The sequence below is a fragment of the Bartonella massiliensis genome (assembly GCF_902150025.1).
GTDB classification, from domain to species: Bacteria; Pseudomonadota; Alphaproteobacteria; order Rhizobiales; family Rhizobiaceae; genus Bartonella; species Bartonella massiliensis.
In genome coordinates this window covers 66,595-81,136 of sequence record NZ_CABFVS010000026.1, presented here as the reverse complement: position 1 = coordinate 81,136, position 14,542 = coordinate 66,595, and the positions used below count along the sequence as shown (strand labels likewise).

At 37.2% G+C, this 14,542-nt stretch carries 13 protein-coding genes and 1 pseudogene; 11 read left to right on the top strand and 3 right to left on the bottom strand.

Annotated features, from left to right (window positions below; all coding sequences use genetic code 11):
- Positions 1–297 precede the first annotated feature (297 nt).
- On the bottom strand, positions 298–2,835 hold the full coding sequence (locus tag FNZ60_RS06790) for a response regulator (RefSeq protein WP_142416880.1): 2,538 nt from the start codon (positions 2,833–2,835) through the stop codon (positions 298–300).
- Between the two features lie 211 nt (positions 2,836–3,046).
- Between FNZ60_RS06790 and FNZ60_RS06785 the strand changes: the two genes are divergently transcribed.
- A complete protein-coding gene (locus tag FNZ60_RS06785) occupies positions 3,047–3,523 on the top strand; it encodes a flagellar biosynthetic protein FliO (protein WP_142416879.1) in 477 nt (158 codons plus the stop codon).
- A gap of 51 nt (positions 3,524–3,574) precedes the next feature.
- On the opposite strand, the gene dksA is transcribed toward FNZ60_RS06785, so the two are convergent.
- Both dksA and FNZ60_RS06775 read right to left on the bottom strand, forming a co-directional pair.
- On the bottom strand, positions 3,575–3,991 hold the full coding sequence (dksA, locus tag FNZ60_RS06780; protein WP_142416878.1) for an RNA polymerase-binding protein DksA: 417 nt from the start codon (positions 3,989–3,991) through the stop codon (positions 3,575–3,577).
- A 305-nt stretch (positions 3,992–4,296) separates the two neighbouring features.
- Positions 4,297–4,831: pseudogene (locus FNZ60_RS06775) on the bottom strand (flavin reductase family protein).
- A gap of 145 nt (positions 4,832–4,976) precedes the next feature.
- Here FNZ60_RS06775 and rpe point away from each other — a divergent pair.
- The 10 genes from rpe (at position 4,977) to FNZ60_RS06725 (ending at position 14,092) form a co-directional block, all read left to right on the top strand.
- Positions 4,977–5,663 carry a ribulose-phosphate 3-epimerase gene (rpe, locus tag FNZ60_RS06770; RefSeq protein WP_142416877.1) on the top strand — a complete coding sequence of 229 codons (687 nt, stop codon included), beginning with the start codon at positions 4,977–4,979 and terminating at the stop codon, positions 5,661–5,663.
- The gene (purB, locus tag FNZ60_RS06765) at positions 5,663–6,970 is read left to right on the top strand and encodes an adenylosuccinate lyase (RefSeq protein ID WP_142416876.1); all 1,308 of its coding nucleotides are present in this window, start codon (positions 5,663–5,665) and stop codon (positions 6,968–6,970) included. The genes rpe and purB overlap by 1 nt, the downstream gene beginning before the upstream one ends.
- Positions 6,971–7,037: 67 nt before the next feature.
- Positions 7,038–7,586 carry an RBBP9/YdeN family alpha/beta hydrolase gene (locus tag FNZ60_RS06760; RefSeq protein WP_142416875.1) on the top strand — a complete coding sequence of 183 codons (549 nt, stop codon included), beginning with the start codon at positions 7,038–7,040 and terminating at the stop codon, positions 7,584–7,586.
- A 174-nt stretch (positions 7,587–7,760) separates the two neighbouring features.
- A complete protein-coding gene (gene purC / locus FNZ60_RS06755; protein ID WP_142416874.1) occupies positions 7,761–8,525 on the top strand; it encodes a phosphoribosylaminoimidazolesuccinocarboxamide synthase in 765 nt (254 codons plus the stop codon).
- A 90-nt stretch (positions 8,526–8,615) separates the two neighbouring features.
- Positions 8,616–8,855: a phosphoribosylformylglycinamidine synthase subunit PurS gene (purS, locus tag FNZ60_RS06750; RefSeq protein WP_142416873.1), complete on the top strand. Its 240-nt coding sequence runs from the start codon at positions 8,616–8,618 to the stop codon at positions 8,853–8,855.
- A gap of 11 nt (positions 8,856–8,866) precedes the next feature.
- The gene (gene purQ, locus FNZ60_RS06745; RefSeq protein WP_142416872.1) at positions 8,867–9,538 is read left to right on the top strand and encodes a phosphoribosylformylglycinamidine synthase subunit PurQ; all 672 of its coding nucleotides are present in this window, start codon (positions 8,867–8,869) and stop codon (positions 9,536–9,538) included.
- A 293-nt stretch (positions 9,539–9,831) separates the two neighbouring features.
- Complete coding sequence (purL, locus tag FNZ60_RS06740) at positions 9,832–12,042, top strand: phosphoribosylformylglycinamidine synthase subunit PurL (RefSeq protein ID WP_142416871.1); 2,211 nt, start codon at positions 9,832–9,834, stop codon at positions 12,040–12,042.
- A gap of 57 nt (positions 12,043–12,099) precedes the next feature.
- Positions 12,100–12,333, top strand: a complete 234-nt coding sequence (locus FNZ60_RS06735) for a BolA/IbaG family iron-sulfur metabolism protein (protein ID WP_142416870.1) — start codon at positions 12,100–12,102, stop codon at positions 12,331–12,333.
- A gap of 97 nt (positions 12,334–12,430) precedes the next feature.
- On the top strand, positions 12,431–12,763 hold the full coding sequence (gene grxD / locus FNZ60_RS06730) for a Grx4 family monothiol glutaredoxin (protein WP_142416869.1): 333 nt from the start codon (positions 12,431–12,433) through the stop codon (positions 12,761–12,763).
- A 72-nt stretch (positions 12,764–12,835) separates the two neighbouring features.
- Complete coding sequence (locus tag FNZ60_RS06725; RefSeq protein ID WP_142416868.1) at positions 12,836–14,092, top strand: multidrug effflux MFS transporter; 1,257 nt, start codon at positions 12,836–12,838, stop codon at positions 14,090–14,092.
- Positions 14,093–14,542 lie beyond the last annotated feature (450 nt).

Genomic DNA, 14,542 nt, shown 5'->3' with positions numbered 1-14,542 from the left:
CAAAACAGTGAATTATCATTATAAATCAATATCTTGTAAAGTATATCAGCAACCTACAGTATTTTCCAACACTGTACGTATTGATAGCTATCATAAAAAAACTCTATGAAATGTTGACAGGGGAAAGCCTATTTCTTCATAAATTTTTACATAGAATGTGCAACTTTTTAAATTTTAATTAAATTTCAAAACTGTTCTTTTTTATTCAGTTCTCTGACATCGCCATGAGCTCTATTGATTAAAATACTCTCATATTTTCCCCTAAAAAATCTTAAAATGTGCGGTTTTTCTATTGTATTATGATGAAAGTGTTTCTTTAACTGTTAAGGCTAACTGTTTGAGTGTAAAAGGTTTAGATAAAAAACCAAAAACAGCATCTTGTGGAAGATTCTTAGCAAAAGCATCTTTTGCATATCCAGAAACGAAAAGAAATTTGATATCAGGATAGTTTTTACGGACTTCCCTCAATAAAGTAGGTCCATCCATTTCTGGCATCACCACATCGGAAACAATAATATCAACAGCCCCCTTTTTTTCCTCAAGAATAGAAAGAGCTTCCACCCCGCTTGCCGCCTCTAAAACCGTATATCCTCTCATTTGAAGAGCCCTTACGCCCCCCATTCTGACCGCATCCTCATCTTCAACCAATAAAACAGTCGCAGATCCTGTTAGGTCTATATTTTTATCTTTCTCTTCATCTTTTTCAACCTTTTGAGAAATGCTTCCTTTTATACGGGGGATATAACGAGGCAAAAAAATATGAAATATTGCTCCTTCTCCCTCTTTACTGTCACAATAAATATACCCACCGCTCTGCTTGACAATTCCATAAACCATTGATAAACCAAGGCCTGTTCCTTTTCCAACTTCTTTGGTTGTAAAAAATGGCTCAAACATTTTTTCTTGTATAGCGGCAGATATCCCAGTCCCTGTATCTGAAATAGTTAATTGCACATACTCACCAATCGCTAAACCAAGATGATTAAATTCAGTACTTTGTTGTTTTGTAATATTGTTTGTCGCAATCGTAACAATACCTCCATCGAACATGGCATCACGTGCATTAATAACCAAATTCATAATCACACGCTGAAAAGATGCTTGATCGACTTCTACGCTCCATAAATCTCTTCCATGGATAATTTTTAACTGAGTATTATTCCCTAAAAGTGGCAAAATAAGATTGCGAATGTCTGATAAAAATTCTGTAAAATCAACCTCTTCAAGTCGAAGTGTTTGCTTTCTAGAAAAAGCGAGTAATTGCTGTACAAGAGCAGCCGCACGATTAGCATTATTTTTAATATTGATTAGATCAGCATGAGCAGGATCAGAACTACGATGCGTATTTAAAAGAAGATCACATGACATTAAAATTGCGGTTAAAACATTATTAAAATCATGAGCAATGCCACCAGCCAATTGTCCAACAGCCTGCAGCTTCTGACTTTGCACCATTTTATCTTCAAGCGTTTTTTGTTCTGTTGTTTCAATGACAGAGATAATAACTAAATCTTGTATCGAATCACTATAATAGGACGGCATAGACATAACATGAAGCCGTAAATGGCGTTCTTCATTCTTTTCTAAAACAGTTTCTAGAGAAACAAAATAATTTTTATTGCTCGCAATCTTCTGAAAGGCACGCTCTAACTGCCCATAATCATGACGAGAAATAACATCATAAAAATTGATAGTTTTGCCCATACATCCTGTGAGTGATGAAAAAACATTATTCATATAGGCCAATTTCCCTGCCTGATCCACCACGGCTATTGCAAAAGGACTCGCATCAAAATATTCTTCTAATATATTAGGTAGTTTTAATTGATCGTTCTCTTTTTTTTCTATTTGTTGTGGAATAATCACAATGCGATAAATAGCTTCCTCCTCTACGAGAGAAGAAGCAGATATAAAACAATGAAATATTTTCTCACCAGTCGTCTGTGAATTTAAACATAACAAAAAACTATAAGGTAAAGAATAACCTGAACTTTGATATCTATTGATTTGTAAACAAATATCACTCCATGAGATCTGAGCACCAACGTTTTCAAATAACGAATCAAAATGATATTGACCTACGGTAAAATTTGCTAAATCAATTGAAAACCATTCAGCAAAAACCACATTAGCATAAAGGAGTGTTCCTCGTGCATTAACGGATACAAAACCAACAGGTGCTTGGTCTAAGTGATTAATCGCCTCTTGAAGGTTTGAGAAAAAAACTTCTTGGGTTTGTTGTAAATGCGAAATATCGCTAATACGCCAAAATAAAAGCTTTTTTTTCCGTTTTGTAATTGGTTGGACAGAAATATTATACCAAACAGATTTTTTTTGTGTAGAATTGGTAAAAATTGGTTGCTCTACTCTTAATTCTTCTTGCGCAGCAAAGTTATTGCAGGCTGCAACTTTTAAGCGATATGAAAGTGCACCTGCTCCTGGAAGATCAGCAATAACCCTATAACAAGACTCTTCAGGCTTATAGGTCAGAATTTTTTGATAGTTTTGATTAGAATAATAAACAAAACCAGAAAGATCAGAGATGACAACTGCATCATCGCTCTTATTAAAGATGCTAAAATCAAAATCTTCATGCAACCACAATGCATGGTATCTTAAAATTCCCATTCCACTTAAAATGAGTGTTGCAACACCGATAATTGCTAGAAACAACAAAAATGCCAACGTAGCCTTTTGTAAATAACTTTGTGGATAAAAAAAATCTAAAACACCCACGATGAAAAAGAAAACTAAGATAAAAACAACACCCAAAATAGCAACTCTCCGATGAAAAGAAGACGCTGACCTTTCATTATTCTCAAAACCTTTATCCATCTTTTATTGCCTCAGATTATAGCTGTTTCTTATACTACGGAATTCCTTTATATTCATTGTTATAAAGTATATACTATGATATCATTCCTTTAAGAAAGCTCACTTAAGTTAAAAAGTTTATTTCTTGTCTTGTAAGCGAACCTTTAAAGGTATGTGTGTAAATTTATCTCAATAAAAAATGATATTTCCATACCAAAATGGGAGAAAGTCTATGGTTACCTGGTTATCAGACAAAGTAGGTGTATCTGCTGCAAACATAACGATAAGTTTTTTATTTTTTATAATAACAATCGTAGCTATTGCCATAATTATCTTGTTTTTACGCCGTTTAAATACAGGAAGATTTAGCATTAATAGAAAAAAAACTCCATCACGATTAGCATTATGTGAAGCAATTTCTATAGATCGAGCACGCCGCCTTATTTTAGTTCGTTGTGATAATAAAGAACATTTGCTCCTTATTGGTGGATTAACAGATGTGGTTGTAGAATCCGATATTACCAGCATATCTAGAACACAAAAGAGAGAAATCCCTCCCCATTCAAATCCCGCCCTTACAGAAAAGGACAATGTGCCAGATAAAACCTCTTCTTCTTTTTCGAATCAAGCGGTACACGATTCAGCAATCACAGCTGAAATAGAAGGAAGGCAAGAACCATCTTTATTTATTCCCACCTCTCCAAAATAAAATATGCAATTTTATCACGACGAACTTCATTTGTTTATCATTTCAGTGGTTTTAATCATCGCGATAAACTCTCTCACGTCGTTCGTGACGCTCTTGTGCCTCCAACGACAAAACAGCAATTGGCCGAGCCTCAAGACGCTTTAGACTAATGGGCTCCCCGGTTTCTTCGCAAAAACCATATGTCCCGTCATCAATGCGCTCTAAAGCAGCATCTATTTTTGAAATAAGTTTTCTTTGACGATCACGAGCACGTAATTCGATTGTACGATCAGTTTCACAAGATGCCCTATCGGTCAAGTCGGGCTGTCCCACATTCTCTTCCTGCAAATTCTCTAAAGTTTCACGCGCTTCTTTTAAAATATCATTCTTCCAAGAAATCAATTTAGCACGAAAATACGCCTTTTGCCGTTCATTCATAAAAGGCTCATCTTCACTAGGGCGATATTGACCATTAATCTCTTCGCTCATGCAATAAAAAATCTCCACATATGCTCTGTGCGGTCTATATATTGTGCAATTCCCATTAACACAAGGGTAAAATGTTTTTTCATCACAATCTACAAGTGTATCTAAATACGCTATTTGGTCTTGATTGCTTTTTGTCTACGTTGAATACTTGATAAAAAATCATCGAAAAATGATTTTTCTCGTTTATTAAAAAACTCAAAAAGAAGAAAATTCAAATATGAGTGCCATATTATCCTCACTTCCTCATTATACTATAATTTAAATGCAGCAACTCATTATTTCACCCAAACAAAAAATAAAAATCTTTATAAAGACAAAGTGTGATATCCACGTTTCAAATACATCAAAGCATCTCTTCCTTGACTACAGTTTATTGCAACAACTTCACCAATCATATAGATAGTGGGTTGCATGTTCGTGCCAACAAATCAAACGACAATCAAAAGATGCTAAAGCGTCTGAAAGACTAGACGCCCCTGTCTGCAAAGTTCCCCATTGAGCAACATTAAAACGCTCATTTGACCTAACATTGCAACGCTTTGAAAAAATATCCGCTAATGGACGATGTTTTCCTGCCAAGCTATTAACACAAAAATTTCCATTCTCCATAAACACTTGATTCTTCAGATTATGACGCATAAGACAAACAAGAAGCATTGGAGGATCATCCTATAAAGAACAACATGCCGAAATTGTCACCCCGCGCTTTCCCTTAATGCCATCTGTTGTTACAATATGCACAGCACCTGCAAAATGGCTCATAGCATCTCGATATTCTTGCGAAGAAATGGTAATATTATCTTGAAGTTTAGGCATCAAACATGTTTTATGATTCGACATATCTTTCACTTATCAAACTTTAAAATTTCAAGCGTTCTTTCTATAAAAAGATCTATAGTAGATATTTTTTCTTTTTCGTCATAACACAAAAGATGTTTGTGTATACACAGCGACATGATAAAAGCAGCCAATCAAGGAGATTTTAATGCCCCCTTCTCATCTCATTTCACCTTCACTCTTGGCTTCTGACTTTTCTAAACTTGGACAAGAAATATTAGATGTTGTCGATGCGGGTGCAGATTGGCTCCATCTTGATATCATGGATGGGCACTTTGTTCCTAACATCACCTTTGGGCCTGAAATCATCAAAGCCCTGCGTCCATTAACCAAAGCAACATTTGATGTCCACCTAATGATCAAACCTGTTGATCCCTATTTGGAAGCTTTTGCAAAAGCGGGTGCCGATATTATAACGACTCATGCTGAAGCAAGTCCTCATCTTCATCGTTCACTCCAAACAATTAAAGCACTGGGTAAAAAAGCAGGAATTGCACTCAATCCAAGCACTCCTGAACATGTCCTTGAATATTTGCTTGATCAATTAGATCTCATCCTCATCATGACGGTCAATCCCGGTTTTGGTGGACAACATTTTATTCCAGAAATAAAAGATAAAATTAAGCGTGTTAAAAGCATGATTGCCAACCGCCCTATTGATCTTGAAGTTGATGGTGGTATCACCGTTGATACAATTGGAATAACTGCAAAAGCTGGTGCAAATGTATTTGTCGCAGGCTCTGCAATTTATAAAAACGGAAACAAAGAGCTTTATAAAACACGCATAAGTGCATTGCGCCAAGCCGCAATCCTCTCACAACAAGGAAAAAAATAATGATCGCACGTTATTCTCGCCCTGAAATGGTCGCAATTTGGTCCCCCGAAACGAAATATCGCATTTGGTTTGAAATTGAAGCCCATGCCTGTGATGCCCTTGCTCAACTGGAGATTATTCCGAAAGAAGCCGCCAAGGTCATTTGGGAAAAAGGGGCAGCCGCTAAATTTGATGTTAATCGCATTGATGAAATTGAAGCCATTACCAAACATGATGTTATCGCATTTCTAACCCATCTCGCTGAATTCATTGGACCAGAAGCACGTTTTATCCATCAAGGTATGACCTCATCTGATGTTCTCGATACAACGTTGAGCATTCAATTGATGCGTGCGAGTGATATTTTGCTCAAGGATATAGACCAACTTCTTGAAGCCTTAAAAAGACGTGCTTTTGAACATAAAGAGACCGTCACCATTGGACGAAGTCATGGTATTCATGCTGAACCAACAACATTTGGAGTCAAATTTGCTCTCGCATATGCTGAATTTTCCCGTTGTCGTAAACGTCTTCTTGCAGCACGCGAAGAAATTTCTACTTGCGCAATTTCAGGTGCTGTAGGAACGTTTGCCAATATCGATCCACACGTTGAAGAACACGTCGCAAAAGCCTTTGGAATGCGTGCTGAACCCGTTTCTACCCAAGTAATACCGCGGGATCGTCATGCTATGTTTTTTGCAACACTTGGTGTTATTGCATCCTCTATTGAAAGGTTAGCGATAGAAATACGCCATTTACAGCGAACGGAAGTTCTTGAAGCAGAAGAGCACTTCTCACCAGGACAAAAAGGGTCATCAGCAATGCCTCATAAACGTAATCCCGTTTTAACAGAAAATTTAACGGGATTGGCCCGTATGGTCCGTGCATTTGTACTTCCTGCCATGGAAAATGTAGCCCTTTGGCATGAACGTGATATTTCTCACTCATCTGTTGAGCGTTATATTGGTCCTGATGCAACGATTACACTTGATTTTGCTCTTTCTCGCCTCACATCTGTCATTGAAAATTTAATTGTCTATCCAGAAAATATGCAAAAAAATCTCAATAAATTCCGAGGTCTTGTTCACTCACAACGGGTACTTTTAGCACTTACACAAGCAGGAATCAGTCGCGAAGATTCGTATCGGATTGTACAACGAAATGCGATGAAGGTTTGGGAACAAGGAAAAGACTTTTTAGAAGAACTGCTCCATGATAAAGAGGTTACCAACGCTTTAAGTGAAGCAGAGATTCGAGAAAAATTTGATCTTTCTTATCATACCAAACATATCAATACGATTTTTAAACGTGTTTTTGAAGGACAATAAAACGACATAGAAAGCCTAAATTTATTCCACCTATGATCAAAATCTATTGTAACAAAGAAAACAATTCATGAAAGCAAATCAACTCGATATTCTTATTATTCCAGGCTACAAAGGTTCTGGTCCTGATCATTGGCAAACACGCTGGGAAAAAAAAATGTCGACAGCCCGCCGCATAGAACAAGCTCATTGGTCAAAACCTATTTGTGAAGAGTGGGTTAGCGAAGTTAAAACTGCCATCGCACAAGCGCAAAGACCTGTGATGATTATTGCTCATTCATTAGGTGTTCCTACCGCTATTCATGCGACTATACAAAATACAGAAAAAATTTGTGGTGCTTTCTTTGTTGCACCTCCAGATGTCTCCAATGAAAAAATACGTCCCAAACATTTAATGACATTTGGCCCTTATCATCGTCAAAAATTGCCTTTTCCTTCTATTGTCATAGCCAGCCGTAACGATGAATTTTGTCAATTTTCCGTAGCAGAAAAAATTGCCAATGATTGGGGGGCGCTCCTTGTTGATGCCGGCTATTCTGGCCACATTAATGCAGAATCTGGACACGGACCTTGGCCTGAAGGACTTATGGTCCTCTCTCACTTTCTGGCAAAAATTTGATCCAAAAAAGGGTATCTTTTTACTTAATACCTCCGGATCTTTACTTTTGAGTAGATGTATCATGACAAAAATTGTAAAAGTATTATAGCAATATCATTGAGAATTTCTATCAATTAGGATAATATCATTTAAATTAATGTTATTAGAACCTCTCAAGATAAACAGAGAAGCGTAATGAATCGTCGCCACCGTATTTATGAAGGCAAGGCCAAAATTTTATATGAAGGACCTGAACCAGGAACGTATATTCAATTTTTTAAAGATGATGCTACGGCCTTTAATGCAAAAAAACATGAAATTATCGACGGAAAAGGGGTTTTAAACAACCGAATTTCGGAACATATTTTTAGCCATCTTGGGCGTTTGGGCATCCCAACACATTTTATCAAACGCATAAATATGCGCGAACAGCTTATTAAAGCAGTGGAAATCATTCCATTAGAAGTTGTTGTTCGAAATGTTGCAGCGGGTTCTCTTGCTAAGCGTTTAGGACTAGAAGAAGGAACCCCACTTCCACAATCCATCATTGAGTTCTATTATAAAAATGATTCTCTTGATGATCCTATGGTGACAGAAGAACACATCACTGCTTTTGGGTGGGCTGTCCCACAAGAGTTAGAAGATATCATGCAACTTTCAATTCGTATTAATGATTTTCTTTCAGGGCTTTTTGCCGCTGTCAACATCCAATTAATTGATTTCAAAATGGAATTTGGTCGCCTATGGGAAGATGAGACAATGCGCATTGTTCTTGCTGATGAAATTTCACCTGATTCTGCACGATTATGGGATATGCAAACACGAGAAAAAATGGATAAAGATCGTTTTCGTCGTGATATGGGAGGGCTTATTAATGCCTATCAAGAGGTTGCCAAACGCCTCGGTATTATGAATGAAAATGAACCGACTCGACCAAGTGGTCCCGTCCTCGTAAAATAAAAAATTTGTCAAGGTCAAAGTAAAATAACATCACCTTCTATCAAGACACCTCTTCAAAGGAGAGGTTCTTTTAACGACAGGAAGAAAAAAATGAAAGCACGCATTACAGTTACTTTAAGGGAAAGCGTCCTTGATCCACAAGGAGAAGCAATTGTTGGTGCTTTAAAAAGTTTGGCTTTTGAAGGTATTCAATCTATTCGTCAAGGAAAAGTCTTTGATATTGTTCTTGATGACCAACCGTCTCAAACAGCAAAGAAAAAACTTGAGCAAATGTGTGAAGAGTTACTCGCAAATACTGTCATTGAAAATTATACTATCGAACTTCTTTAAGTGGAACGCTTATGAAAACTGCCATCATTCAACTTCCAGGATTAAATCGCGATCGAGATATGGTTGCAGCGTTGTATCATATAACAGGAGTTGAACCACTCAGAATTTGGCAAACAGAAACAACAATTCCAGATGTAGATGTTATTATTATTCCTGGCGGCTTTTCTTATGGTGACTATTTGCGATGTGGCGCTATCGGAGCGCGAACCCCCATTTTAAAAGCCATTCGTGAAAAAGCACAAGAAGGTGTTACAATAATAGGTATTTGTAATGGATTTCAAATTTTAGTGGAAGCTGGATTATTACCTGGAACTTTAATGCGTAATGCTTCCTTAAAATTTGTTTGCCGTGAGGTTAAACTTGAAGTTGTTAACGCCAGAACAAAATTTTCTCGATATTATTCTAAAGGACAAATTATTCGTTGTCCTGTTGCGCATCACGATGGAAATTATTTTGCTGACAATGAAACATTACAACAGATGGAAGACAATGAACAAATTGTTTTTCGTTATGCAGAAAATACAAATCCTAATGGCTCCATAAAAGATATTGCTGGTATTGTTAATAAAGCTGGTAATATTCTTGGCATGATGCCCCATCCTGAAAACCTTATTGAACCCGCCCATGGAGGAATTGACGGTCTTTTTCTTTTTCAAAGTGTTTTAGAATTAGTCAATAGCTAACGCCACCAAAATCCTTCTTCCCTATTATTGAAAAAACAAAGGTCTATATCATTTTTTACGTCGTAAATTTATAAGCGAAGTTCTTTATAAACAACAATGGATATTATTCTCTAAACACATCATGATTTAAAATTGTTTTTGGTTTTGAAATCCACCTAACCAAACGAAAAAAATCTTCAGCTTATGTCCTTATGAACATTTTTATTATTAAACCACGTAGTTTTCCATAACATAAGCTGCTAGATTAAAAAAATAAAATGCTATATTTCGATTAATTTGATGGATAAATACTCATGAATCCTTGCAATAACATCACAATTACCCCAGAGCTCATTGCACAACACGGCTTAAAAGAGGATGAATATCAACGTATCCTAACATTAATCGGTAGAGAACCAACATTTACTGAACTGGGGATTTTTTCTGCAATGTGGAATGAACATTGTTCCTATAAATCCTCTAAAAAATGGCTCAAAACGCTTCCAACAGAAGGAAAATGTGTCATTCAAGGACCTGGTGAAAATGCTGGTGTTGTCGATATTGGTGAAGGGCAATGTGTTGTTTTCAAAATGGAAAGTCATAACCACCCTTCTTATATTGAACCCTATCAAGGGGCAGCAACAGGTGTTGGTGGTATTTTGCGTGATGTCTTTACAATGGGTGCCCGTCCTGTTGCAGCGATGAATGCATTGCGTTTTGGTGCTCCTGATCACCCCCGAACACGCCATCTTGTTGCTGGCGTTGTTTCTGGAATTGGTGGTTACAGCAATTCTTTTGGTGTTCCAACAGTTGGTGGAGAGATCAATTTTGATAAGCGCTATAATGGTAATATCCTTGTTAATGCTTTTGTCGCTGGTATTGCAAAAACAGATGCCCTTTTTTATTCTAAAGCACAAGGTGTAGGACTTCCCGTTGTTTATCTTGGTGCAAAAACAGGACGCGATGGTGTTGGTGGAGCAACAATGGCTTCTGCTGAATTTGATGATTCAATTAGTGAAAAACGTCCAACCGTTCAAGTTGGTGATCCTTTTACAGAAAAATGTCTTCTTGAAGCCTGTTTGGAGCTCATGGAACTTGGCGCCGTTGTTGCTATTCAAGATATGGGGGCTGCAGGACTTACCTCTTCTGCTGTTGAAATGGGTGCAAAAGGAAATCTAGGAATACAGCTTAATCTCGATACCGTTCCTGTTCGTGAAGAAAACATGACAGCCTATGAAATGATGCTTTCCGAAAGTCAAGAACGTATGCTCATGGTCCTTAAACCAGAGTTAGAAAAGCAAGCTGCAGCCATTTTTCATAAGTGGGGGCTGCATTTTTCTATCATTGGAAAAACAACCGATGATTTACGTTTCCGTGTATTTCATCAAGGAGAAGAGGTTGTCAATCTTCCTATCAAAGAACTTGGTGATGAAGCGCCTGTTTATGATCGTCCTTGGAGTGAACCTGCAAAAAAAACAGTCCTGAAAGCAGAAGACTTTAAAAAAGTTGAGAATCTTGGTGATGCACTTTTGTCCTTATTGAATTCTGCTGATCAAAGCTCAAGGCGATGGATTTATGAACAATATGATACCCTTATCCAAGGAAACAGCCTTCTTTGTCCCGGAAGTGATGCAGGTGTTATCCGCATCAATAATCAGAGTAAACGTGCTCTTGTTTTTTCTTCTGATGTAACACCTCGCTATTGTGAAGCAGACCCTTATGAGGGAGGGAAACAAGCTGTCGCAGAATGCTGGCGAAATATTAGCACGACAGGTGCAACACCACTGGCTGCGACAGATAATCTCAATTTTGGGAATCCTGAAAAACCTGAAATTATGGGACAACTGGTTTTTGCAATTAAAGGCATCGGAGAAGCTTGCAGAAGCCTCGACTTTCCTATTGTTTCAGGCAATGTTTCTCTTTATAATGAAACAAATGGGGAAGCTATTCTTCCTACCCCCACAATTGCTGGTGTAGGCCTTCTGAGTGACTGGTCTAAAATGGTAACAATAAGTGGTATGCAAGATGGAGATAGTCTCATTTTAGTAGGAGCATGTGGCTCTCATTTAGGACAATCAATCTATGCACGTGACATTTTAAATATTGATGCCGGTGCCCCTCCTCCCGTAGATTTGCAACTTGAAAAAAAACATGGTCAATTTGTTCGAGATGTCATTCATAGTGGTTTTGTTCATGCTGCTCATGACATTTCTGATGGGGGATTAGCAATTGCACTAGCAGAAATGGTGATTAAAGCGGGTAAAGGAATCAAAGTAAAATTAAGCCATAAATCTCCCCACCATGCAGAACTTTTTGGAGAAGACCAAGGACGTTATCTTTTAGCCGTCAAACCTGATGCTCTCAGCAGTCTTAAAGAGCATGCACAAACCCATGCCGTTTCTTTAATAGAGCTAGGCCAAGTTGAGGGAGATTCGCTTGATATAGATGGGATATTCACACTTTCAATAGACAAGCTTACACAAGCCTATGAGAACTGGTTTCCACAATTTATGGGTGAAGTATAAAAAATATTCTTTCTTTAACAGCTTTTATAAAAAAATGAATAACATAGGAGAATAATAATGGCAATGAGTGCCCATGCAATTGAAACGCTTATTCGTGAAGGTATTCCCGATGCTACTGTAATAATTCGTGATCTTGCTGGAGATGGGGAACATTATGCTGCAGAAGTTATTTCTGAAAGTTTTCGTGGTAAAACGCGTGTTCAGCAACATAAAATGGTCTATGATGCCCTGAAAGGCAATATGGGAAATGACCTTCATGCCTTAATGTTGCAAACGAATATTCCCAAATAATCTAAAATTTCTTCTTGCATTCATTCATTCAATACGATTAGAAATAGTAAGAAGATCATTACACACTTATACAAATCTGAGATATCGAGGGATAAAAATGGCCACTGTTTATGATTTTATTGACAACGAAATTAAAACAAATGACGTCATTTTATTCATGAAGGGGACGCCTGATACTCCACAATGCGGTTTTTCAGGACAAGTTGTTCAAATCCTTAACTATTTAGGATTGAATTATAAAGGAATTAATATCTTAACTTCTGATGAATTGCGTCAAGGGATCAAAGATTACTCAAATTGGCCAACAATTCCACAGCTTTATATCAAAGGTGAATTTGTAGGAGGCTGTGATATTGTTAAAGAAATGTTTCAAAATAATGAGTTACAACAACTTTTGAAAGAAAAAAACATTCCCTTTAAACAATCATAGGTATCTTTCATTTTATTCAGATTCTTCAAAGAGAGCTGTTTTCAGACGAAATTTTTATTTCAAGGATGCCATATGTCATATTCAGTTGATGAACAAACGCATAATGATGCGATTAGAGCAAAAATTGGCTATAAAGAATTTGTTATTCTTATTGCTTCACTCATGGCTATTAACGCTATAGCTGTAGATATTATGTTGCCGGCTATGCCCAATATTTTGGAAGGCTTAAAAGTTCTCAACGAAAATGATCAACATTATATCATTTCGAGTTATCTTATTAGTTATGGTATTGCTCAAATATTTTTTGGTCCAATAAGCGATCGGTATGGACGACGCAAACTTATTCTTCTTGGGCTTGCGTTTTATTCATTTACAGCAATTGGCTGTGCCTTTGTAACTGATTTTTCTCTCTTACTTGTTTTGCGTATTTTGCAAGGTATTGGAGGCGCTGCTATGCGCGTTCTTACGGTTTCTGTCGTACGAGATCTCTACAGTGGTCGAAAAATGGCAGAAGTCATGTCTATTGTTATGATGGTTTTTCTTGTTGCCCCAATGGTTGGCCCCGCAGCAGGGCAAATCATTTTACTGCTCGGACATTGGCAATTTATTTTTATTTTCATGGCGATGATTGGTTTTGGGTTGATGATTTGGATACTATTCCGCTTACCTGAAACACTTCATGAACAACGCCCTCTTTCCTTTTCTTCCATAAAACACAACTTATGGATTGTTGTGACAAATCGTACAACACTTTGCTACACACTTGCAGCGTCCATCATTTTAGGCTGTATTTTTATTGCTGTTAATACATCACAACAAACCTATGAAGGGATTTATAATTTAGGTTTCTTGTTTCCGGTAGCATTTGCCATCGGTGCTGCATTTCAAGCTTTTTCATCATTCATGAATTCTCAATTTGTGGGACGTCTTGGAATGCGACGTATTGCACATACAATGCTTTTGCTCTTTTGTGCCACTTCATGCATTTGGTTTGTCGGATCCATTTTAGCCGATGGTGTTCTTCCTTTTCCTTTTTATATGGCATTATACTGTATATTAATGTTTACTTGCGGTGGCATTATGGCTAATTTCAATACTCTCGCTCTCGAATCTGTAGGCGAAATTGCTGGAACCGCCTCTTCTGTATCTGGCTTTCTTCAAACTTCTATCGGAGCGGGATTGAGCTTTTTTATTGCTCAACAATTTGATGAAACAACCATCCCAAACTCAGCAGGATTTTTCTTTCTTAGTCTTATTGCCATTCTTCTTGTCTTATGGGCTGAACGTGGTCATCTCTTTAGGCAATACCATCATAATCCTAACGAATAAACATACTTACGAGCAAGATTAATGACATCTCTCTTGAACAAAAAAGCGCCCTTCACACACAACAGAATACCTCCAAATAGGACACTTTTTTGTTAAACATTCACATATTTTTTAAAAGATAATACACTTCTTAAAGCATCAAGGTATTGGTTTATAATGATAATTTAGCGTTATTCATGTTGAATGAGAACCCCGAATATCGTAAGATTCTCTCATTTCAAATCTCTCCATATTGAATTAATAAAAAACATTCGCCTGCACGTTACAAGCGGGATTAGCATGTAGGTAAAACAATATAAGAACGGGTTAAAAATACCTTTTCATGAACGATCTTAAGTTCCAAAGTCTGTAGCAACATTCTAGGACTGGTAAATAGTGTGATGTTGCCTAGCTTGCTCCTTCACAAGCGTAAAAATGGAGGGCTCAATGGATTTATTGTTATACTATTCA